Origin of the sequence: Vibrio sp. S9_S30 (genome assembly GCF_014694455.1) — a bacterium.
Taxonomy (GTDB): Bacteria; Pseudomonadota; Gammaproteobacteria; order Enterobacterales; family Vibrionaceae; genus Vibrio.
Map to the genome: position 1 here is coordinate 42,719 of NZ_JAAUWT010000018.1, position 23,599 is coordinate 66,317.

At 43.9% G+C, this 23,599-nt stretch carries 18 protein-coding genes; 9 read left to right on the forward strand and 9 right to left on the reverse strand.

The genetic code is table 11. The features are described from left to right. The first annotated feature begins 58 nt into the window (after nucleotides 1–58). Together HC752_RS18960 and HC752_RS18965 are read left to right on the forward strand one after the other, a co-directional pair. On the forward strand, nucleotides 59–3,370 hold the full coding sequence (locus tag HC752_RS18960) for an efflux RND transporter permease subunit (RefSeq protein WP_238930566.1): 3,312 nt from the start codon (nucleotides 59–61) through the stop codon (nucleotides 3,368–3,370). Next, a complete protein-coding gene (locus HC752_RS18965; protein WP_190336763.1) occupies nucleotides 3,367–4,410 on the forward strand; it encodes an efflux RND transporter periplasmic adaptor subunit in 1,044 nt (347 codons plus the stop codon). The genes HC752_RS18960 and HC752_RS18965 overlap by 4 nt, the downstream gene beginning before the upstream one ends. A gap of 81 nt (nucleotides 4,411–4,491) precedes the next feature. Here the strand turns inward: HC752_RS18965 and HC752_RS18970 are convergent, their stop codons facing one another. Then, complete coding sequence (locus HC752_RS18970) at nucleotides 4,492–5,235, reverse strand: 5-oxoprolinase subunit PxpA (protein WP_190336765.1); 744 nt, start codon at nucleotides 5,233–5,235, stop codon at nucleotides 4,492–4,494. Between the two features lie 240 nt (nucleotides 5,236–5,475). Here HC752_RS18970 and galE point away from each other — a divergent pair, with 240 nt between their 5' ends. Next, complete coding sequence (gene galE, locus HC752_RS18975; RefSeq protein ID WP_190336819.1) at nucleotides 5,476–6,489, forward strand: UDP-glucose 4-epimerase GalE; 1,014 nt, start codon at nucleotides 5,476–5,478, stop codon at nucleotides 6,487–6,489. 518 nt (nucleotides 6,490–7,007) lie between these two features. Here galE and HC752_RS18980 read toward each other — a convergent pair. From HC752_RS18980 to msrP, 3 genes are read right to left on the reverse strand one after another with little or no spacing between them, the layout of a single operon-like run. Beyond that, a complete protein-coding gene (locus HC752_RS18980) occupies nucleotides 7,008–7,646 on the reverse strand; it encodes a hypothetical protein (RefSeq protein ID WP_190336767.1) in 639 nt (212 codons plus the stop codon). 38 nt (nucleotides 7,647–7,684) lie between these two features. Then, complete coding sequence (locus HC752_RS18985; RefSeq protein ID WP_190336769.1) at nucleotides 7,685–8,284, reverse strand: protein-methionine-sulfoxide reductase heme-binding subunit MsrQ; 600 nt, start codon at nucleotides 8,282–8,284, stop codon at nucleotides 7,685–7,687. Then, complete coding sequence (gene msrP / locus HC752_RS18990; RefSeq protein WP_190336771.1) at nucleotides 8,284–9,300, reverse strand: protein-methionine-sulfoxide reductase catalytic subunit MsrP; 1,017 nt, start codon at nucleotides 9,298–9,300, stop codon at nucleotides 8,284–8,286. The genes HC752_RS18985 and msrP overlap by 1 nt, the downstream gene beginning before the upstream one ends. Nucleotides 9,301–9,418: 118 nt before the next feature. Here msrP and HC752_RS18995 point away from each other — a divergent pair, with 118 nt between their 5' ends. The 3 genes from HC752_RS18995 to HC752_RS19005 all read left to right on the forward strand — a co-directional run bounded on the left by HC752_RS18995 (nucleotide 9,419) and on the right by HC752_RS19005 (nucleotide 10,991). Then, nucleotides 9,419–9,661 (forward strand): DUF2164 domain-containing protein, encoded by a 243-nt coding sequence (locus tag HC752_RS18995; protein WP_190336772.1) that lies wholly within the window; start codon nucleotides 9,419–9,421, stop codon nucleotides 9,659–9,661. A gap of 224 nt (nucleotides 9,662–9,885) precedes the next feature. After that, complete coding sequence (locus HC752_RS19000; RefSeq protein WP_190336775.1) at nucleotides 9,886–10,425, forward strand: cytochrome b; 540 nt, start codon at nucleotides 9,886–9,888, stop codon at nucleotides 10,423–10,425. Further along, nucleotides 10,422–10,991, forward strand: coding sequence for a YceI family protein (locus HC752_RS19005; RefSeq protein ID WP_190336776.1), 570 nt, complete (start codon nucleotides 10,422–10,424; stop codon nucleotides 10,989–10,991). Before HC752_RS19000 ends, HC752_RS19005 begins: the two co-directional genes overlap by 4 nt. A 96-nt stretch (nucleotides 10,992–11,087) precedes the next feature. Here the strand turns inward: HC752_RS19005 and focA are convergent, their stop codons facing one another. Next, complete coding sequence (focA, locus tag HC752_RS19010; protein ID WP_190336777.1) at nucleotides 11,088–12,536, reverse strand: formate transporter FocA; 1,449 nt, start codon at nucleotides 12,534–12,536, stop codon at nucleotides 11,088–11,090. A gap of 198 nt (nucleotides 12,537–12,734) precedes the next feature. On the opposite strand from focA, the gene HC752_RS19015 reads away from it, so the two are divergent. Together HC752_RS19015 and HC752_RS19020 are read left to right on the forward strand one after the other, a co-directional pair. Continuing rightward, entirely contained in the window at nucleotides 12,735–13,640 is a 906-nt protein-coding gene (locus tag HC752_RS19015; protein WP_190336778.1) for a LysR substrate-binding domain-containing protein, read from the forward strand. A 314-nt stretch (nucleotides 13,641–13,954) separates the two neighbouring features. Then, nucleotides 13,955–14,425, forward strand: a complete 471-nt coding sequence (locus tag HC752_RS19020) for a DUF1097 domain-containing protein (protein ID WP_190336779.1) — start codon at nucleotides 13,955–13,957, stop codon at nucleotides 14,423–14,425. Here HC752_RS19020 and HC752_RS19025 read toward each other — a convergent pair. Continuing rightward, nucleotides 14,422–16,056, reverse strand: coding sequence for an ATP-dependent endonuclease (locus HC752_RS19025; protein WP_190336780.1), 1,635 nt, complete (start codon nucleotides 16,054–16,056; stop codon nucleotides 14,422–14,424). The two genes, HC752_RS19020 and HC752_RS19025, sit on opposite strands and share 4 nt — an antisense overlap. Before the next feature lie 181 nt (nucleotides 16,057–16,237). On the opposite strand from HC752_RS19025, the gene HC752_RS19030 reads away from it, so the two are divergent. Continuing rightward, nucleotides 16,238–17,935, forward strand: coding sequence for a bifunctional metallophosphatase/5'-nucleotidase (locus HC752_RS19030; RefSeq protein WP_190336781.1), 1,698 nt, complete (start codon nucleotides 16,238–16,240; stop codon nucleotides 17,933–17,935). A gap of 388 nt (nucleotides 17,936–18,323) precedes the next feature. Here the strand turns inward: HC752_RS19030 and HC752_RS19035 are convergent, their stop codons facing one another. The 3 genes from HC752_RS19035 to fabV form a co-directional block, all read right to left on the reverse strand. Then, the gene (locus HC752_RS19035) at nucleotides 18,324–19,982 is read right to left on the reverse strand and encodes an ABC-ATPase domain-containing protein (RefSeq protein ID WP_190336782.1); all 1,659 of its coding nucleotides are present in this window, start codon (nucleotides 19,980–19,982) and stop codon (nucleotides 18,324–18,326) included. A gap of 116 nt (nucleotides 19,983–20,098) precedes the next feature. Next, nucleotides 20,099–22,006 carry a bifunctional diguanylate cyclase/phosphodiesterase gene (locus tag HC752_RS19040; RefSeq protein ID WP_190336783.1) on the reverse strand — a complete coding sequence of 636 codons (1,908 nt, stop codon included), beginning with the start codon at nucleotides 22,004–22,006 and terminating at the stop codon, nucleotides 20,099–20,101. 391 nt (nucleotides 22,007–22,397) lie between these two features. Beyond that, nucleotides 22,398–23,537: an enoyl-ACP reductase FabV gene (gene fabV / locus HC752_RS19045; protein ID WP_190336784.1), complete on the reverse strand. Its 1,140-nt coding sequence runs from the start codon at nucleotides 23,535–23,537 to the stop codon at nucleotides 22,398–22,400. Nucleotides 23,538–23,599 lie beyond the last annotated feature (62 nt).

Genomic DNA, 23,599 nt, shown 5'->3' on the forward strand with positions numbered 1-23,599 from the left:
ACTGAAAATGTACGCACGTAGCGCGGGGTGCATGACGTACATAGAAAAGGAGCGAATAATGAGGTCTGCAACAAATAGAGGGTTTGTTTACTCTGTCATGAACAGTTATTTCCCTCCGATACTCATCACCTTCGCACTGATTATGGGCGGAGTGGCTCTGTGGCTCACGCCAAAAGAGGAAGACCCACAAATCGTTGTCCCAATGGCAGACGTGTTGATTGATGCACCAGGATTAAGTGCAAAACAGGTTGAAAAGCAAGTCACTGAACCTTTAGAAAAGCTATTGGGCCAAATAGATGGGGTGGAATACGTTTACTCCACATCCATGGAAAACAAAGCACAAGTGGTTGTTCGTTATTATGTTGGCGAGAACCGGGAAAATGCGTTAGTAAAGCTGTATAACAAAATCTATTCAAACCAAGATCTTATCCCTCCCTCAGTCAAGAATTGGGCAGTGAAACCTGTCGAGATTGACGATGTTCCGATAGTGGTTGCTGCTTTGTACTCAACCGACCCCGAGCAGCTTGGAACCTTTGAACTAAAGCGCATTGCCATGCAGGCAACGCAAAGGCTTAAGTCTCTCGATGATACCAATATTGTTAAAGTTACGGGGGGGCAGTCGAGAGTCGTGGAAGTGAAGTTAGACGCGTCCGCGATGGCTAGCCGGAAAACCACGATTGACGACTTGCAACGTGCTTTTCGCTTGAGCCACGCCAAGCAAAGTGCGGGGACGTTCCACCAACTTGGTGAGGTTTACTATCTTGAGTCAGGACGATTTTTTAGTAGCGCCGAAGAGCTTGGCAGCCTGATCGTTAACGTTATTGACGGAAAGCCCGTCTATTTGAGGGATGTGGCTCTGATCAGTGATGGACCAGAAGAGTCCACGACCGATACGTGGATTCAATATGGAACGGCGGATGAGGCTTTCTACCCTGCGGTGTTCATTTCTGTCGCTAAGCAAAACGGTTCTAATGCCGTTAGAGTGGCGAACAAAGTGATTGAAGAGCTGAATTTACTCCAATCGACTCAATTTCCAAAAGAAGTCCAACTTGACATCATTAGAAACTATGGTGGAACCGCAAATGACAAAGTCGGCAATTTAGTATCAAGCCTAGGTATCTCAATTGTGACTGTTGTTGTGTTTGTTGGGCTATTTTTAAATTGGCGAAGTGCACTCGTCGTCGGGATAGCAATACCGATCAGTTATGGTGCTGCGTTAGGGATGGACCTTGCGTTTGGTTATTCCATTAACCGAGTCACTCTGTTTGCATTAATTTTAGCGCTCGGGCTTATTGTTGATGATCCTATAGCCAGTATAGATAACATTGAAAGATACCTGCGACGCAAAGATCTTACGCGTACACAAGCAATCGTATTAGCGATGGGGGAAATACGTTCAGCGCTTCTTATGTCGACAGTGGCCATTGTCATTGTGTTTACCCCCATGTTCTTCATTACAGGAATGATGGGACCCTACATGGCACCGCTTGCTTTTAATGTACCGGTCTCCGTTATATTTAGCACCATAGTCGCCTTTATGATTACGCCTTGGTTAGCCAGGAAAATTCTAAGAACAGCAGAAGCAAAAGGAACGTATCAATTAGAATCGACTCTGCTATATCGTGGATACAATACGTTACTGTCACCGATAATCTCGTCTAAAAAGCGCAGTTGGATATTTCTAGGTTTCGTTGCGGCACTGTTTATCGGAGCGGCATTATTACCTGCTTTGCGGCTTGTTCCATTAAAGCTCCTACCATACGACAACAAAAATGAATTCCAATTGATAGTGAACATGCCGGAATCAACGAGTTTTGTGAGCACGTCAAATGCCCTACGCGAGTTTTCAGACTATTTCATTCAGCAGCCAGAGGTTAAATCGGTTTCTGGGTTCGCGGGGTTAGCGTCTCCTATGGATTTCAATGGCATGGTTAGGCACTATTTTATGCGAGATATGCCATATCAGGGAGAACTGAGAATTGTTCTAGTGGACAAGGAAGAACGCAACTTTCAGTCGCACCAAATCGTTACGCGAGTCCGAGCCGATATTGAAGCCATTGCCACTCAATTTGGTGCATCGATTCAGCTGGTTGAAGTCCCTCCTGGTCCGCCCGTTATCGCAACGCTTACGGCGGAAATTTATGGTGAAGAAACGACTTCCTACGAACGGTTACAAGACGAAGCTCAAAAAGTGGCGGCTCGCTTGAAGCAAGAACCATTTGTTTCCGAAGTGGATACCAGTATTCAAGATAAAACAGAGATCTGGCAATTTGTCGTCGATAGGGAAAAAGCCACGCTTTCTGGAATATCCGTAAGGGATATCAACCAAACCCTCGTTGCCGCGAATCAAGGGGCTTTGTTGGCTAACCTAAAAATGGAACGTGAAATTGAACCCCTTCCCGTGATTGTTCGATTGCCTGAATCGCAACGAGATAGCCTTAATAACCTGCTCTCGCTTTATGTCCGTGGTCAAGGTGGAATCAGTAAGCACAACATTAACGGAAGCCTAGAAGATTCGCCTCAGCCACTCGTTCAACTTTCAGAATTGGGGTATTTTGAGAAAAGAGAGAAAGATCAGCCAATCTACCATAAGAATCTCAGACCGGTTGTGTATGTATACGCAGAAGCCGCGGGAAGAGTGCCTGGAGAAATTATTGCCGATGTCATTTCCGATGAAGGTAAAGAGCCATCAGGTGAATCGCGAGCATTGTCTGAAAGGCATTACTTGTCGAATGGAGGGCATCAGGGTTGGTCCGTAAGCGAAGGGATTAAGGTGGTATGGAGTGGTGAAGGCGAATGGAAAATCACCGTTGACGTATTTCGTGATTTGGGCATTGCTTACGGAGCGGCTTTGTTGGGTGTTTTTATTGTAATGCTTATTCAAACTGGGCTGCCTGCTGTTTCTGGGATCATCATGCTGGCAATCCCTCTGACGGTGATTGGTATTATGCCCGGTTTTTGGTTCCTCAACGTTATGAGCGCTGATATTAAAGGTTACCCCGATCCCGCTTTATTTACGGCAACGGCAATGATCGGCATGATCGCGCTAGCGGGTATTGTCGTACGGAACTCGCTTGTTCTTATCGAATTCATTCAGCAATCCTTAGCTCAGGGTAAAGCGCTCAAATCCTCTTTAATTGAATCTGGAGCCGTTAGGCTTCGACCAATACTGCTTACCGCCGGTACAACGTTGCTCGGTAACATTGTGATTACACTGGATCCTATTTTTAACGGTCTGGCTTGGGCTGTCATATTTGGGATAACGGCTTCAACCGTTTTTACATTACTGGTTATTCCAGTGGTTTATCACCTAGCGTATTCAAATGTTGAAGGGCATGGTTTGCCAGTCAAAAACGGGGAAGAGATATGAAATCGTTAAAACTTCTAGTCGGAACAGGTCTGTTTGCGATACTCACTGTTTTATTTATCTATATGGCTGGTGGATTCACTGAAAAAGTGGTGAGTAAACCGATAGCGCAAGTCAATACTTCAGACATCAGCACCCTTATTGTCGAATACACAAACCAGCCACAATTCCGCGAATTCTCGGGAACGGTTATCGCGGATCAGCAAGCGCAGCTCTCTGCCCGAGTCACCGCAAAAGTCGTTGAAATCATCGCTGATGTGGGTGACAGTGTCACGAAAGGTGCTATTTTGATGCGCCTTGAAAATGACGATTTGGACGCAAGAGTTAAGCAGGCGGAACAAAGCTTGTCTTCAGCTAAAGCGTCATTAAACGCGGCGTCCAAAGAGTATAATCGAGTGAGCGAGTTGGTTAAAAAAAGGCTACTTCCTCAGTCAGAATTTGACCGTATTGAATCGCAATTGGAATCAGCCAGAGCGTCGTTTAAGCAAAGGCAAGCGGTAATGGAGGAGGCAAAAACGACCTTTGATTATAGTGTGATTCGAGCACCTTTTGACGGCGTTATTACTACTAAGTCCATTGGGGTCGGTGATACCGCGATAGTTGGGGCATCTCTGATGACGCTGTACAATCCTCAATCATTGCAACTCAAGGTGAATGTATCCGAATCCTTGATTAATCGAATAAAGCTTGGAGCGGATTTAAAATTTACGCTCCCAACATCAGATTTATCCGGTAAAGCCAGTGTGGTCGAAATTTCGCCCTCTGCAGATAACGCTTCTCGGAGTTTCGTGGTGAAACTTTCTTTATCAAATACCCCATTAATATACCCAGGTGTCTATGGCAAGGTTTCTGTCCTTAGCCACTATACGCGTGTGCTAAGTGTTCCAGAAAGTGCCCTTTATCAAGTTGGTCAGCTTGATTACGTAAAGGTGTACAAAGAAGGAAAATTAAAGACGCAATTAGTTCAGCTTGGGCAAGGTACAGAAGTGAGAAAAGGGTTGAAGGAAGGGGATGCGGTAGTCATCAACCCACTGGGACTCTAGCCTATATTCTTACCTGTCTGCACGGTTCATTCATTGTGGATGGACCTTGCTTCTCCCATAACGGTATTCAAATTACCAATCTTACAGGGACCGCAAACCTTGAGCGATACGTTGAACCATAGCAACAGATTCCGGATTATCGCCATGAACGCACACCGTATCCGCTTCAATTGGAATCACATTACCGTTTTCACTGGTAATGCTTCCATACTTGGCGAGCTGCATCACTTGGTGGAAAATGTCGTCTTCTTTGTGATGAACTGCATTGGGCTGGCTTCTTGGGACTAGGAGCCCATTATCTTGATACGCTCTATCTGCAAAGGCTTCAAACAAGAGTGGGACATTGAATCGATCAGCCAGATCAAGATAACGTGAATTGTCAGCGGCAGCCAATATCATAACAGGGAGTGAGAAATTTTCGGCCGCAGCCAACACACCGACAAAAACGTCTTCATTTTGCATCATATCGTTATACAGCGCGCCATGAGGTTTAATGTAATCCAGATGCACATCGTTCAATGATGCGAGTGCCGTTAAAGCACCAACTTGGTACACCACAGAGTGTACTATTTGGTCTTGTGTCATTGGAATGGAACGTCTTCCGAATCCGACAAGGTCGTTATAACCTGGATGGGCCCCAATTTTTACCGAATGGATTTTTGCGATCTTTAGGGTATTGGACATGACGTCTGGGTCTGAGGCATGAAACCCACATGCGATATTGGCCATATCAACCCACGGCATGACCTCTTCATCCAGACCCATTTTCCATGTACCGAAGCTTTCACCCATGTCGCAGTTCAGTTTCAACCTTTCCTTGGTCATGTTCTGTATCTCTCCCTTTTTTATATAAGAGTAATGGGGTTTGAGTGGATTGAGAAGTCATTAGATTTGCACTGGAACTCCTCTATGTTCCAATTTTATTACCCTATAAATCATTATCGCGAATAATCGTGTAAAAACGCGGAAGATTTTTCTATAAAATCCAGTTACTTTGTTTAAGAGACTACTAATCTGAGTTTATCAAAAGTAGAATGACACCAACCTCACCATTTAGGAATAATGATGAAAGTACTTGTTACTGGTGGCATGGGCTATATTGGCAGCCACACTTGCATTCAAATGATAGAAGCTGGTATGACACCAGTCATTCTAGACAACTTGTACAACAGTAAATCCAGCGTATTAGACCGGATTGAAAAGGTATCAGGAACTCGACCTGTTTTCGTAGAAGGTGATATACGAGACAAAGCATTGTTGGTCGAAACCATGAAAGCCCATGAACTTGAAGCATGCATTCATTTTGCGGGGCTTAAAGCGGTGGGGGAATCGGTTCAGAAACCTTTAGAATACTACGACAATAATGTGCATGGAACGCTAGTGCTTGTGGAAGCCATGCGCGAAGCTCACGTAAAAACATTGGTATTCAGTTCCTCTGCTACCGTTTATGGCGATCCCGCTTCTGTCCCGATTACAGAAGATTTTCCAACCAGCGCGACCAACCCATATGGTCGGAGCAAGCTTATGGTTGAAGAGTGTTTAACCGATTTTCAAAAGGCGAATCCAGATTGGAGTATTACGCTATTACGATACTTCAATCCCGTAGGTTCTCATCCAACGGGGGATCTAGGAGAAGATCCACAAGGCATTCCTAACAATTTAATGCCTTTTGTTTCTCAAGTTGCTGTTGGGCGTAGAGCGTTTTTATCCGTTTTTGGCAGTGATTACCCAACAAAAGACGGAACCGGCGTACGTGACTACATTCATGTCATGGATCTGGCGGACGGGCACCTTGCTGCATTAAATACTGTAGGCAATAAAAATGGGCTACATATCTATAACTTAGGCACAGGAAACGGCTACAGTGTGATGGATATGGTCAAAGCATTTGAAAAAGCCTGCGGTAAAGAGATTCCCTATAAACTGGTGGATCGCAGACCTGGGGATATAGCAGAATGTTGGGCTGATCCTAAGAAAGCCATTGATGAACTTGGCTGGAAAGCAGAGCGTTCATTAGAGTTAATGACCGAAGATACGTGGCGTTGGCAGTCACAAAACCCTGAAGGGTATACCGAGTAGTAAATGTAACAAAAGGAGCGACTTCGCTCCTTTTTTGATCTGAATCCACATTTTTCGTAAAAATCTCGTTAAGGACTTCCGCTCAATTCATAACCTGCTAAAATGCCCGCGTTGCTTATTTTTGAATGTTAAAAAACATCACCTTAACGCATGCAGCAACAATTTTGTAATTCAATGTTCAGGGGACACCGATGGAGCTAGCGCTTATCATCACTTTCATCGTTGCAGCTGCTGTAATGGTCAAGAGAGAGATGGCAGAAAAGAAATAATCTCGAAATATTTCAGTCACTTTTTGATTACTTTTTAGAAATTTTCGAGCTTGTAAAAATCCAGCGTAAGCTGGATTTTTTGCATATTAAATACAGAATTCTTTGGGTTACCACCACGTTTAATATAAGCCTAAACTTCTCTTTAACCTGAACTCGGGATACAGAGGTTAGCTAACCCATTAAAATGCAGGCATAGTCTCAAGTGGAGGTGAGCCGGTAGCCAGATACACAATCATTTGTAAGAGGCATTTAACGATGCCATTCAAGTATGGAGTATAGATGTATGTACTTTAGAATGGGGGCATTGTTGTTGGGTTTTCGGAGAGGATGGGCATAGCTAAGATAACAAGGATGGATAGAAAATCGATGCTCAAGTTCGTTATAAATTGAATTTTCTGAGTTCCATAATAAGACGCCTTGTTCTTTGTATTCCTCTGCGTTTTTGGGAAGTTCAGAATTCCACCAACTCAAGATCTCACGACTCCATTTGCTGCGTGTAAACCAATGATCGGCAATCACGACCAATAGATCATTCGGTTGTATGGCATACCCATACTCAGCTTGCCATTGACTTATGTCTCTCAACATTTTTTCACGGCAACTTTTGCTGGCACTCATTAAGTGGTGGCTATGTACCCAAACCGTGCCAATATCAGAGGACACTCGGAAATGGAAAGGCTGATCGGGAACGGGAAGGCTTTCTATGGACTCGAAGTAATTGGGGTGATCATATTCTGTGAACTTACTTGCCATTCTACGTGCAAACGCTAAACCGAGATGATGTTCACTCATGCCACGATTATGTACGGTTGGGTAATGGCTTTCGCATAATTTCAGGCAGTCACCCTGAAAATCAATCAATCCTTGAATGACTAAATCTTTTAACAAACAGAGCTCTCCTAGTGCAAGGAGAACTCAAAGACTCCTTACTTTACTAACCAACGTTTTACTTTATCCTTTCTAAATAATAGTAGTAAAAATGAAGATGTTAGATATAAAACGGGTTCGACACCTACTGATTTTACAGACCAAAGATAATGGATCGGTATAAGCAAGACTGCGATATAAACCCAATTATGCAAAGGTTGCCACCTTTTTTTTAACTTTCTTTGCGCTTGTTTCGTTGATGTAACTGTCAGAAGCAAAAGGATAAACCAGCTGAGCGCCCCTACAATTAAATAAGGTCGGCTTATGATTTCATCGAGTATCAAAAGCCATTGATAGCCCAAATCTAACGAAACATACGCCAAAAGGTGTAATGCCGCCCACATAAAGGCAAATACACCAAGTAATCGGCGCGTTCTTATCAGCTGACCTGCTTTAAACCAACGCATAAACGGTGTGATCAGCATGGTCGCCATCAAGGAGTTAAGGGCGGCTTTTCCAGTAAAATGAATAATTTCATCAACGGGTTCCGCTCCTAGATAACCATTGGTCGCAGCCATGAATAGCCATAAAAGCGAAAACCATTGGATACTATGAATCGTCGCTTTCATCAAAACGATATGGGTATTACTCAATACCATTAATAGTTCCTGTTTAAGTCCAGACCAGTGTAGAGTTTGGCAACCTCATCCTCGTAACCGTTGAACATAAGCGTGTTCTGCCTTGAGGTACTGAAAATGGAGCCTTCACCAATAAACCTTTCCGATGCTTGGCTCCAACGAGGATGGTCCACTTGGGGGTTTACATTGGCATAAAACCCGTATTCATGTGCTGCAAGCCGATTCCAGGTCGTCGGGGGCTGATGTTCAGTTAATACGATCTTGACGATAGACTTAATGCTCTTAAAGCCGTATTTCCAAGGCACCATTAAACGCAGTGGCGCACCATTTTGAGGCGCAAGCGTTTTACCATACAGCCCTACTGACATAATCGCCAACGGATGCATCGCTTCTTGAAGGGTTAAACCTTCAACGTAAGGGTAGTCGATACCCCCTCCAATACGTCTGGATTTTTGACCTGGCATTCTTTCTGGATCGTAAAGCGTTTGAAAAGCGACGTATTTTGCATTGCCCTTCGGTTTGGCTTTTTCTATTAACTTACTGACTGGAAAACCAAGCCAAGGAACGTTCATCGACCATGCTTCAACACAGCGGAACCGATAATACCGATCCTCGATCGTAAACTGATTTAAGATATCAGCAAAATCGATGGTGTATGGCTCATGCACTTCACCAGCGATTTCGATCTGCCAAGGGTCTGTTTTGAAGCCTTTTGCGTTCTCTGCAGGTTGGTGTTTTGCCGTGCCAAATTCGTAGAAGTTATTGTAAGTCAGAATTTTTTCTTCAGGCGTGAGGGTAAGCGCTTGATTGGTGTATTTTGAGGGTACAGACTCTAAAGTTTTGCGCGGATCGACCACCGCTTCAGGTTCTTTCGATTTAAAGACGTCAAAAATACCAGCATTGCTAGTCCCTGCTATAGGGGCGGTGGCGGCAAGAATCCCCAATGTTTTTAAAACTTGACGGCGATCGTTGTAGACAGCTTCAGACGTGATGTCATTATCTTTTAACTGCCATGATTTTGCGATCCGAATTAGCATAAGGCACTCCTGATGTTGATACAATTCGTTGCGTATACTTAGGGTCAACAGACCCTAATGTAGACCCTTAAAGTGTAAGAAAACTTTCATTTTACGACCCACGAGAATATATACGACGATGTCAGAGATAGAGATTGAAAGAAGAAAGAAAAACGAGCTAGTAGAAGAGCTTCAAGAGTATTTATTAAATGAAATGGATACCGAAGTAGGGCAATTTGAAGCTGAATTCTTACTGGATTTTTTTGTTACTAAAGCAGGACCCGCTATTTACAACCAAGCACTAACAGACGCAAAAGTGGTCATTGAACGAAAATTTGCCGATATTGATGATGAGCTTTATAGCATTGAAAAACATCATTAAAATTAGATCGCTGCCTGTTTTTACACTGTAAATTTTGTATTGACCAACTTCATTTCCAAGAGTTCACCTGAAATTGTTCAAATTTTTCGAATGAGTTAATCAGTTTGTACTACTTTTTGCTAAGGGCTTTTTGGTAAATACTTCGTTGCACCTAACCGAGGTTGGGTAACAAAAATGTAAACAACACCCCAATAGTTGGGTAAGTAATAACAATGAGTAACATAATGAACAACTATCCAAAGAACCATTCGCTTACGGCAAGAATCATTCACTGGGTTTCTGCACTTTCAGTCTTTGGACTGTTTGGTGTTGGTTTATGGATGGTTGACTTAACTTACTATAGCGAGTGGTACAAAACGGCTCCATACTGGCATAAATCAATTGGTTTGATTTTGGCTTTTGTGACGTTGTTTCGCTTAGTCTGGAAGTGGGTGAGTGCCCATCCGCCAATTGAAGGCAAAGCATATGAAGTTTTGGCGGCGAAGTTGGCTCATTTTGCCATGTACTTATTGCTGTTCACTTTGTTTACATCAGGCTATTTAATTTCGACGGCAGATGGCCGTGGGATAGAAGTTTTCGATTGGTTTGTTGTGCCCTCGATGGGGGAATTATTTGCCAATCAACCAGACATTGCAGGAACGATCCATTATTACGCGGCTTTCGCCCTAATAGGATTAGTGGCAATTCATGCTGCGGCTGCACTTAAACATCACTTCATCGACAAAGATGACACGCTACGCAAAATGATAGGAGTTTCAAAATGAAAAAATCGATTTTCGCCACAGGACTAGCTTTAGCCGTGGCTTTACCATTCGGTGCGAGCGCAGCGGACTACAATATTGATACGAAAGGTGCACACGCCTCAGTCAACTTTAAAGTTCCGCACCTTGGTTACAGCTTTATAAAAGGACGCTTCAATACGTTCAGCGGTGACTTTTCATACGATGCAAAGAATGTGTCTGCATCGAAAGTCAACGTTGTGATTGATACAACAAGCTTGGATTCAAACCATGCTGAGCGCGATAAACACATACGCAGCTCCGACTTTATCGACGCTGGTAAATTCTCTCAAGCGTCTTTCAAAAGCACCAAAGTGACAGATAAAGGCGACGGCAAGATGGCGATTGAAGGCGAACTTACCCTTCTTGGTGTAACAAAGGCAATCACTATCGATGCTGATTTCATTGGTGAAGGTACAGACCCATGGGGTGGTTACCGCGCAGGTTTCTCTGGAACGACGCGTTTAGAGCTCAAGGATTTCAATATCCCAGTAATGGGCGCATCTAGCTACGTCGATCTTGAACTTCATGTTGAAGGCATTCGTAAGTAAATACAGAGCTTCATATTAAGATTACGCCCCCACTAGCTTGCTGGCTAATGGGGGCGTTGTTTTATGTGTCTCTTTTTATTTTTTGTCACTCATGATTTATGCAATTTCTAAGTGGGGTTCTTGTTTAGTCTCACGCTCTCCGTAAATACTTCTCAACGCGTTCATCACGTCCATTCGAGTGACGGTGCCTATAAACTTGTCACCTTCAAGCACTGGGTAGCATTTGGGTTTGTTTACTGTCATCGCTTTAGCACGCTCTTCCAGCGATAGGCTGGTTAGGCTCGTCGCTATGCCCATACTTGTGGTCGGATACAGCTGGTCTTTATCGATACACACATACTCTGCCACATTGATAAGTGAGTCGTTTGCATCTAATGCCAGTACGTCTCTTGTCATTAAATCGACGACTTTCTGATCTTTTGTTGGGATGTAATCTTGGCACCATAAATCAACCAACACATCGTGTATTGAAAAATAGCCTACGAGCCTTTCATTTTTATCTGTAACCGCAGCGCCATGAAGACCGGAATCTAGCAGGACGTCGACCGCGTCTACTGTGGGCATATCCGCAGGAAGTGAAATAGAAGGAAGGGTGATAAGCTCTTTTATTGTTACGTTACTGTTCATAGTGGAATCCTTTAGTGAAGACGTTGTTTGTGCTGTTGTGATTGTGCGAATTTGCGCTGCTTTTAGCTGCGGTCTTGTGTAAATCGACCAGTTTGTAAGCCCAACAAGTACTGCCCCCCCAACAATGTTGCCTAGAGTGACAGGAATGAGATTTGCTGTGATGAATTGAACCCAATTCAAGTCAGCGTACTGCTCCGGCGATACGCCAACTTGGGCCCAAAATTCCGGTGAAGCGAACGCCTTAATGGTCATGCCCAGTGGAACCATAAACATGTTTGCTACGCTGTGTTCAAAACCGCTGCTCACGAACATGGCAACAGGAAGAACCAACATGGCTGCCTTGGTTGCGGCATTCGTTGCACAAAATGAGAGCCAGATTGCCAAACAAACCAATAGGTTACAGAGCACCCCTAATGCAAATGCTTGTAGAGGTGTATGGTGGACTTTGTGCTGAGCAATATTAAGCGCATTGAGCCCCCATTGACCTTGATCGAGCTGATACAACCCAGCAGCAGCAACCAGTCCAAGCAGAAACATCGCACCAATAAAGTTGCCGACGTACACTTTGCCCCATGTCGCGAGCATCTTACCGGTTGATATTTGCTTATTTGCTAAAGCAATGGCAGATAACACCGAACTCGTGAACAGTTCGCCTCCGCCCAATACAATGAGTATTAAACCTAGGCTAAAAGCAATTCCGCCTGCAAGACGGCTTAACCCCCAAGCCGCACCCTCACTGCCTGTCGTGACAGTTATATAAAAAAGAAAAGCCAGCCCGATAAAAGCGCCCGCCATCATGGCAAGATAGATCGTTGTGCTCGTGGACTTAGCCGTTTTGTTTAGTGCGTATTTTTCCGCTTCTCCCATCATCTCTGCTGGGGTATTTAAGGGTTTGTGTAAAGAGTTAGGTGCATTCATGTTTGCTCCTTAGACTCATGTTCATGGCGTGTTCTCCTATATAAATTCATGCGAGTAATCGCATGGCTCACGTCCAGAATAGGGAGATTGGCACGCAGATAAAAATTGATAATTTTCAGGATCCTTATCAGTTTTATTGATAAGAGTTTGGATGCATGTAAAATGTCAAAAAATTAGAAGAACCTCAAAAGGAAACCAATGCGCTATTCACTAAAACAGTTGGCTGTATTTGATGCTGTGGCAGACAGCGGAAGTGTTAGCCAGGCTGCGGAAAACCTCTCATTAACCCAATCCGCAACAAGCATGTCACTCGCACAGTTGGAGAAAATGCTTGGACGTCCTTTGTTTGAAAGGCAGGGGAAAAGAATGATGCTGACGCACTGGGGGACATGGCTTCGACCTAAGGCCAAAAAACTTTTACAAGATGCACAGCAAATAGAATTGGGCTTTTTTGACCAGCATTTGTTAAGCGGAGAGATTCGGCTGTGCGCGAGTCAAACGCCGGCTGAACACTTGGTTCCGGATCTCATCAGTATTATTGATAACGACTTTCCTGAGATGCGAATATCGCTCAAAGTCAAAAGTACACGTAGCGTTATTGAAGGCGTATTGGATTATAAATACGACCTAGGTGTTATTGAAGGACGCTGCGACGATAACCGGATCCATCAAGAAATTTGGTGCCGAGATCACCTTACTGTTGTCGCCGCTGCCCATCATCCATTCGCTCAGCGAGATAAAGTCAGCTTGGCACAGCTCGAACAAGCGAAATGGGTATTGCGTGAACATGGTTCGGGCACTCGCAAGGTATTCGATAGCAACATTCATAATCTCATTGCCAACCTTGATGTTTGGCGCGAGTATGAGCACGTACCTGTATTGCGTAGCATGGTGGCCAATGGACCTTATCTTACCTGCCTTCCTTATCTAGATGTCGAGCGGTTCATTGAATCGGGGCAATTGGTTGCACTCAACGTACCGGAGCTCAAGATGGAAAGAACGCTCTCCTTTGTTTGGCGAGCCGACATGGTTGAAAATCCATTACTGGATTGCATTAAGAGAGAAGGGTTACGCATGATGAAAAATAAACCCTCATTTCTGTAGTAATCCTTTCTGACACACTCCTCTTTTTAAACAACCGAGTTAATGCGCATAAATTGACTAGCGGCCCAAGCGGTCGCTTTTCACATACATTGGCGGGCGGCTAGGTAATCGAACTTTCCAGTGACATCCTGCATGCCCAGTTTTCGAATTGAATAGGCGTTAAAAGGAAATGATAGCAGTCATCAATAAAATCGATTGCATTAACACTTCCATGCAATACATACCTCTTTGTTATATATATCTGTGAGTTAGATCGTATTCGGCATAGGGCTGTTTATATAACATCGCTTTTTAACTGCAATACAGGTTTTTCAATGAGTGTTCTTTTTGCCATTGCGCTGACAACTGGCATTCTTTCTGGGATCTGGGGCTGGCTTTCTGTCACCTTAGGTTTAATAAGCTGGGCCGGATTTCTAGGTTGCACAAGCTATTTTGCTTCGCCACAAAGCGGGATTAAAGGTCTTGGTGCCTCCCTTCTAACGAACCTATCGGGTGTATTCTGGGCGATGGTGATCATTACCTTATCGGATTACATGAACTTAGAAAATATTGGTTACACTGTCACTTCTATAGTGGCGTTCTTTATGTGTATACAAGCAAAGAAAAGTTGGTTCGGCTATATTCCGGGGACGTTTATTGGTTGTTGCGCGACTTTTGCTGCAAGTGGAAACTGGGCACTCGTTGTACCATCACTTATGTTGGGAGGAATATTTGGCTACCTAATGAAGGCGAGCGGAGAGCAGCTTCACCAATATTTCGGTCTAACCAAGCAGGGGGCAAGCTAACGATTGCCATTGGCTAAGGAAACCACTCGTCTTAGTGTCCAGCGAATTAACAGTGGGACTTTATCAGTACCGTTCTCTTCGCAGTAACTCACAATGGCGAGCGCAAGATCCGGTTTAGCGAATTTTTTAAGAGCCCGCGTAATCACTTTCTTGGCTGGAATGGGATGGTCCATTGGGATTTTCACAAGGGATCGAAAAAAGGGTTCGAAGCCATTAGCGTAAAGAAAGTGTTCAATATCTCGGTCCGGCAGCTCAGTTAACCGGTGCCGCTCTTGTTCATGTTCAAGTAAGCTCCTTACTGATGCCGCGTATTTTTTCCCCGCGGCATCGCCATCGGTGACGACATGCCAATCAATATGAAATGATTGCGCGACCTTCACTAATGACTTTAACCCCGATTGAGCAAACTCAATAATTTGAACCCCCTCCGCCGCCAAATTGTAATCCAATAATCTTGCTAATTCGTTAAATAGCCAGACTTCGGTTTCTCCTTCAACCAAAAGCCAACACCGCGCAAACAATGCACTGGAACGGTGAAAGCGTATATGGAACCCAATTTTTCGAAGTTCGTCTGCGGTTAACCTTTTGTTTGAAATAGAGTGCGCAACGGTTCTATCGGAGTGCCGTGTGAGCCGTCTTATCGAGTTTAATGGGACAGCACCAAGCAGGTCGCCGCTGTTGGTGGTGATGATCTTTTGCATCGGTAATAATTGAAATATGCTCCAAGCGCGAATTAGGTGGGTAGGGTGAAGGCGTCCTTCGGGATCTTCAATAATCAGTATTGGACGAGCACATCGTCGTAAATCAGCGGAACCTTTTGCTTGAAGGTAGGCACTGAGCAGCCCCATCAGTAAAAGGCGTGTCTGTTTATTATTGTTTTTACCAGCTAACTGCATGAGTGCCGTTTTGTCGTTCTGACTTGTACTACCAAAGAAAATTCTATCGCGCTGACGTCTTGGGTTGCCACGGGACTGACCCCGCACATTAAAGTAGTGTTCAACAAGGTTTTGCATTGAGTTTAAACTGCTTTTCATCTCCCCTTTGTTTACATGCCCCGGCATGGCTAATAAACGACGCGACGTATTTTCAATGCGCTTCTCAGCTCGTGAATTAACTTCATTTTGAGTGCTATTCGTAATTTGCCGCCTAGCGTCTTTTAACCGGATAACAGGGTGAAGTGCCATCAATTCTTGCGCCAGCTTATACGCATGGTGCAAATGCAGCTGATTGCCTGACGCGTCTAAGAACATGCAGTTGGTCGTGATTTTATAGCGATCTCGCGTAGCACTTAACCGATAAATTATCCGTTTAGTCCCTTCGTCGTCGGTTGTCCAAACAGGTTTTATTTTGCGATAGCGCCCAGCTTGTTCTTCGCCCGAGAAACTGGCTTTCCAACTTAAAACAATTTGGAGATGCTGGGTCTGTTGTTCTGCAATGGAATAATCGACATGAAAGTCTTGCATGACAAATTCATAAGGCACACAGTTACTAGGCAGTGCGATAGAGAGTGCATCAAGGAGCGAGGATTTACCCCAAGTATTTTCGCCAACTAGGGTGGTGAGTTCATCAAACGTAAGGGATAAGCGCTTAATCCCACGAAAACCAGCTATCTCTATTCTTTCTAACTGCATAAGTACCTAAACAGCCACTTTGAACTATGTTTTAAGCTTATACCATTTCGTGATGTTTAAGCGGTAATACGATCACAATACCGAATAAACAAACACTTAGCGTCGTTTCGTCAATGATTCACTAGCCTGTCATTCAGGTATGGCTATGATAGAATGGCAAAAAGGTCAATAAGATAAAACAATGAAAAATCAAAATAAAAAAGCGTCGATAACAATCGCGCACATCAACGATACGCACTCCTATTTCGAACCAAGCACCATTCAACTTCATTTAAACATCAATGGTAGGCAAGTTTCTCCCTTTATTAGTGTTGGAGGCTTTGCTCGCATTTCTAATCGACTACAACAAATCAGAAAAACGGCAATGGCACGGGGTCGTCGCTTTTTGTTCTTGCATGCGGGTGATTGTTTTCAAGGCACCATCTACTTTTCTTTGTTTAAAGGAAGAGCCAATGCCGAAATGCTCAGCGCCCTAGAGCCAGATGCAATGGTGGTAGGGAATCATGAATTGGATATGGGTAATGAGCCCGTGGCGGATTTTCTCGATAATATCAATTTCCCTATGATTGCGAGTAACTGGGATCTCTCTTCAGAGTGCAGGAAACGCAATCAATTAAGTACGAAGCAAAATCTGTACTCGTACAACAAGGCTGAAAAGCGAGGCAGTTGGCTGACGTATGATGCCAATGGTGAGCAAATTGCGATATTCAGCTTATCACTAGACAAAATGGCAGATATCTCTAACCCGGATCCGGATACGCCTTTCCTGAATGCGAAGATGGTTGCCGAACAAACCATTACGGCAATTCACAAATCTGGTTGCAATAAAATCATCCTGTTAAGTCATTTAGGGTATGAAGAAGATAAACAACTGGCGAACGAAGTGGATGGGATCAGCTTGATTATTGGTGGTCATTCACATGTGTTGCAAGGTGACTTCACTGATATCGGTCTGACTAAACATGACGACTACGGTTTGCTCGTAAACAATACACGCATTGTTCAAGCTGGATGTTACGCTCAATTTATGGGGCATTGTGAAATCGATTTTAACGAAGATGGCACGATTGACCGATTTGATGGGAAGAATGAGCTGCTTGTGGGGCGTAGGCTGGCACTGGATGCAAGCCTCGATGAGCTTGTAGACGATTCGGTGTATGACAAGACTCAAGCGGTCATTTATGCGCATCCAAACGTGATTCGTTGTACTAAAGATCAGGACGTAAAATCGATTCTAGACAACAAATATCGCCCTCAGGTGAATGAAATTCGAGCAAGAGTCATTGGTGAAGCGTCGAAAGTTTATCGGCATGTACGCATCCCCGACGAAGAGGGACCCAGTGAATTAGCCCCAATCGTTTGCCGCGCATTCTATACCGTAATGAATAATGACGGTCATAACGTTGAATTTGCCATTCATAATGCCGGCGGAGTCAGGAATTCGCTTCCAAGTGGCAAAATTACCGTCGACGAAGTGGCAGGAAAATTATTGCCGTTTGCCATTCCAGTGGGCTATTACGACATAAAAGGCAAATATATCAAAGAGATGGTTGAAGGTGCCATCAATAATGCGTTAGGTAACGGTGTGACAGGCACAGGGTCGGGCAGCTACCCGTACACACATAATTTGTGTTTTGAATACGACGCAGATGCACCCATCGGACATCGAATTACCAAATTGAAGGTCGCTCACGCTCAAGGTTGGAAAAACGTTGAGGACGAAGTGATTTATCGTGGTTGCTCAACCGCTTATACAATGAAAGGTAAAGAAGGTTATGACGCAATTCTGAACATGGAAGATCAGGGATACGTCTCAACCCACTCTATGGCCGATTGCCTGATCGACCTCGTTCAATCCGACCCAACCGTCTTTATTTGACTATAAATCGAACAATTGGTCTGTATTTTGCTTGCATAAAATATAAGAGATGATTCACTGCCGGCTATGCGTTAGCCATGAGCATCACTTATTTTATGCATTGGGAGAGTACCATATGTGGGGTAGAGACTGGCTAGACACTGTCGTGGTGTGCGTATGGATTTTTGCTTGGTCTGCATTGGTCTATTTTATTCCGCTTACCGGAATGTAGTTTTGGGTGTCAATATCAAAAAGAGTTCGATAACGATACTTTTAAGGAGCCACATGGCTCCTTTGTTTTTGACTACCGTTTTTGACGACCATAGAGACAAGCTAAGTGATGCTCAAACGAGTAATTTGAGGATACACATATAATCTCGTCACCAGTTTAAAGGGAGTGTCGCTCTGGTTACTTAGCGGCTTTAAATTGAGATTGCCTCATGCGGTTCAGTGCCGCCATCACGTCAATGACACGTGGTTTTGCTAAATCGCCATGCTTTGGCATCGTTTCAAACCAGTTTTCTTCTTTAATCATGTTCGCGAGATCTTTTGCAGGACACTTTGACCAGCTAGGAAGTTGAGCAAATTGAAACCAAATCCAGCCAATCGCATTGATTTGGCTTTCGGATTCAATTTGCTCCAAAGCTTCTAGATCCACCTGCTCTTTACCAAACCTCAAACGTGCCTTTCCTTTGGCTCCAACACGGAACTTACCTTCAGCCAATATGCTTTGTAGTGATTTTGAATGGAAGGAACGCTCAGAGAACGTAGCAAGTGCTTCTGTTGCTTCTTGAACGCGCTGAGTGGGATGTAACTTGATCACTTCTTTTGCCTTTTCAGTAACATCCACCGCTTGATAGTCGTGCATTTGAATAACGGTATCGGCGACGTCTAAATAATCTCCAGAGCCACCCATCACAATCAATGTTGAGATATTAAGTTCGTCTCGGATTTGACCGATACGATCAACCAGAGGAGTGATAGGTTCCTCGCCCTTGCTAACAAGCGCTTGCATGCGTTCGTCGCGAATCATGAAGTTGGTTGCGGAGGTGTCTTCATCAATCAATAGAGCGGTAGCGCCAGATTCGATCGATTCTTGAAGCCAGGCCGCTTGAGAGGTTGAACCGGATGCATCTTGAGTGGAAAACTCCTCCGTACTACGACCTTGGGGCAAATGGTTAATGTAATTTGATAAATTCAAGTTATGCACGCAACGGCCATCTTCCGCCCGTATTTTCATTGCGTTCTCATCGGCAACAACGTATTCACGGCCATCGCCAGGGATATGGTCATAAATGGATCGCTCAACAGCGTTCAGCAGCGTTGATTTTCCATGAAAACCACCACCAACGACTAAAGTGATGCCTTTTGGAATACCCATGCCTTTTACTTTGCCAGAGTTAGGCGTGTCTAATTCAACGGCAAGTGAGTCTGGCGACACAAATTCGACCGCGTCTTGCATAGGCAAATCACTGTTACCGGCTTTACGAGGTAATACGCTACCGTTACCTACGAACGCCATCAAATTGTGTTCAGAAAGTTGCTTTCTTAGCGCGACCTGATCTTCGATAATTGCACAGTGTTTCTTAAGGCGGTCAATATCCAACTCTCTGTGCAGAGTGGCTTTGCGGATAAACTTCGGCAAATAAAACGTGAGAATATTGATGGCTTTTTTACCAAGAATGGTGCGTCCGTCCGCTGGCAGATCGACTCTAAAACGGAGCTCTATCCCTTTATCCGTAAAAACAACGGAGGTGTGGTCTAAAACGGTTTGCCCAGTCAATGCTATGAACACATTGTTTTCTTGCGATGCAAAGTGGGCGAAAGAGCGAGCAATAAAATCTCGGGCGGCTCGCTGAAATGCTGGCGACGTTTCTTTTAACCACTCCAAGCCAGTTAAAGACCACTGACGGAAAGCACGCACTCGTGATGCGGGTGCAAATGGATCGGCTTGAGTGCTATCAATGAATAATTCAAAATCTCCGAAATCGTAACTGCCTTTAATTTTCTGGTAACTGCGGTAGTTCTGTTTTTCAATGGTTTTAAGTAATGCGATCAGTTGATCCATACGAGAAGTCACTATTTAGATTGGAGTGGGCGGAGATTATACCCAAACCATGTAAAGATGCGACCTTGAAATATACAACCATAAAAATGCCGATGAGTGATGGGTTGGAGATTTCTCTAGTGTCGTGCCGCAATACGCTGACCATTGAATTTTTTAGTGATGAGGCTATTTTCAAACTCATGTGTATTCATTGGTTTGCCATATAGGTAACCTTGAACGTAATCGCACCCTTCTTCGAGTATAAATTGTTCTTGGTCGTGGCTTTCTACGCCCTCCATCACCACTTTAAGTTTGAGCTTTTTGGCAACGTGAATAATGGAGCGTATGATTTCCTTATCTTGCTCACTGCCGGAAATTTGATTGATAAAGCTTTTATCGATCTTAATGCAGTCAAACGGGTATTTCTTAAGGTAGCTAAATGAGGAATAGCCAGTTCCAAAATCATCTAGTGACAACGTCACTCCTAACCCATGCAGTTTTCGAAGAGTTTGCCCTGCCAGAAACTCATCGGCAATCAAGCTGGTTTCAGTTACCTCTAACTCTAGGCAATTGGGATTGAGTTTATAGTAATCAAGCAATTGCTCTATTTGTTCAACAAAGTTTGGGTCGCGTAATTGCACGGCAGATACGTTAATCGCCACTCGAAAATCCTTCATGTATTTCGTCCATTCTGCCGCGCGCTGGATGGCACTTCTTAATACGTAGTTGCCTACCTCAAAAATTAACCCATTCTTTTCTGCTAGTTGAATCAACGAATCGTTCGAGACTTGCCCCAATACTGGGTGGTTCCAACGAAGAAGAGCCTCAGCACCTAACCAGTAACCGTTCCTTGGAGATACCTTTGGTTGAAAGTAGAGCGTTAAATCGTCGTTTCGAACCGCTTGAAGTAAATAGCTTTCTAATTGATTGTTGGTGGGCGTTGTAATGTTGGAATTGGCATAGAAGGCGTATTTCTTCCCAGAGTCCTTACAGGCAAGCATGGCCTCACCTGCGTGCTTAAGCATTAAATTAGCGTTATCCGCATCGTATGACGTTGCAACCCCAATAAAAGCGTGCAAATGAAGTGGCTGACCATTAATGAAAAACTCAGATTGACTAATATCCACCAAACGTTGGCAGAGGGATTCAAGATTGTGTTTAGACTCATCAATCTCAAGCGCAAAAACGAGGTCGATAGTGGAAGTACGAGCGGTAATACTGTGTATCACGTCTATAAAACCCACACGTTTTCGATACTCTTTAAGAACAGTATCAAAGACCTCATAACCATGCTTTGCTAACAATCGACGACCATTTGTAAAACCCACATGAACAAAGGCGAGGGTGCTATCTGTCGATTTCATCTGCCCAAGAAGCGTCTGTGCTTCATCAATCAAAGCCAGCCTATTGAGAAAGCCAGTGCCTAAATCGTGTGACTGTTGATAAAGCACTTTTTGTTCTGCTGCTTTGCGACGATCGATTTCCGTCCCAAGCGAAAAATTCAAGCTGGCAAGATCTTGTGTTCGGCTTTGTACTCGATTGCGTAACTCTCGATTGGTTTGTTCCAATTGATAATGTTGATAAATCAAGGCAAGTTGTGATTCTATGGAGTCGCGAAATGAGTCAAGAAGTAACTTTATTGTAGAAGAAAAGGTATTCTCTTTATCATCAATAATAGATAGGGTGCCGAATGGCTCACCATTTGGCCAATTTATGGGGATTCCATAATACGCGATGATATCTAATTTAACGTCAGGATGATTTGCCCACTCAGGATCATGTGGCGCGTTTGTCACGGTGAGCGCGCGCTGTTCTTTAATGACAGTTTCGCAATACAGCCTGCTATCTAAAGGCTCATATGGCGTATTTTCAGGTGGGTTGCTCGTTGATTCTGAAGCTTTGTACACTTCGATCGAATCTCGATGAACTTGCATGATGAGCGCAGAAGGAACGTCGGATAATACCGAAACCAAATTTACGATTTGTTGCCAGCTTTTTTGCATGTAAGCTGGAATTTCAATCTGACTAACGTCAATTTTTGACATGGATTCCTTTCCGTTCCTGACTTTTAATCCTAAGTTACAATCATTATATGACGTAGGAATCATGTTCAACGTGTTAGATGAAGGATTGTCGCAAAATAGAGTCAATATGCCTTTTTTTCATTATTCTTTCAGCACAAAGCTGAAGTTTGAGATCAAGATCTGAGCATTTTTGACGAAATTATAGGTGCGATATATTGTAATTTACCGTGCTTAGGTTGGTGCGGGGGCAGTGGTGGGAATCGTCAATAATAACGTCGCCGCACTGTTTGTAGCCTGTAAGGTATGATTCTATAGCGTAAAATCTCAGCATTTTCCTATGCAAGACTGAGAAAGGGAACAAGCCATTCCCATTTTTACTGTGGGTAATGGCTTGTTCAAAATGCACATTGTATTAGGAATGTTGATATCCATTGAGTTCAAGGAAATCAGATTTATAACCGGCATAGTCTCCGATTTGCTTGAAATTGTCCGCATTCATCTGGTTAAGTAGCGCCGATACCTTTCTTTGGGTATCTTCATCTAGCTCATGTTCATCGAGCCTGATCAGGCGCTCAGGCTCAACAGGGATTTTGTCTACATACAGTTTTTCCCTAAACAACCGTTGCATCTGCTCAATGCATCCCTCGTGTGTTTGCTTTTCTTTCATGACTTTGTAAAGCGCAATGATATAAGGGCTGAAAGTTGGAATATAAACACTGGCTTTGGTAACCAATGCCTTGCACACGCAAGCGTAAGCACCACCTTGATATTGAGAAAGTTTGATATTGAGTGAATGGCTAGTTTGGTGCAAATCGACTTTGGCGTGACCGAGTGTGCCATCAAGATAGATAGGGTGAGTGACGTCTGATCCTACATAGGAAAACGCGATGGTCTTGCATCCCGTCGCGATCGAGTCTGAATTAATAAGGGTATCAATCCAGTTTTCCCAATCTTCACCGCCCATAACACGAACGGTGGATTCCAGTTCTTCATTGCTCGCAGGCTCTACAGTCTTTTCAACCCAAGAATCATCTTCTAGCAGAATGGAGGCACCTTGAACCGCTTCATTGAGTGGTTTGATTGAGGAATACCAAAACCCTTCGCTGTCTTTGCGTCGCTTAGCGGCTGCTAGGCTATAAATAATGAGGTCTACTTCTCCCTCAAAGTAAGTTTCAATGGCTTCTATCACTTGCTCTCGAACTTCTGAAGAAAACGCATCACCAGAAATATTCACTGCAACTCGGCCTTCCTTGTTGGCTACTTGTTCAAAGTAAACGTTGTTATGCCAACCTGCACTTCCAGTGAAATTATCCGTTGGCGCATGCTCGTGTGAAACACTAATGGTATCGGCTTTTGCGCCACCAAATGTTAGAGCGATTCTTGCTGCTAGGCCCAAACCGGATGAGCCGCCTAAAATAAGTACACGTTTAGGCGTAGTATTGATTGGTAATGATTTCTTGACCGTGTCAATTTGCTTGCTTATGGCAACCTGACAACCTTCGGGGTTTGCTGAGCGGGCAACGACACCTTCGATCACTGGCTTGTTCTGCATGTCTTGGTCCTAATTATTATCGTAACCGCATAACCTTACACCAATGATGGGCATATTCAATT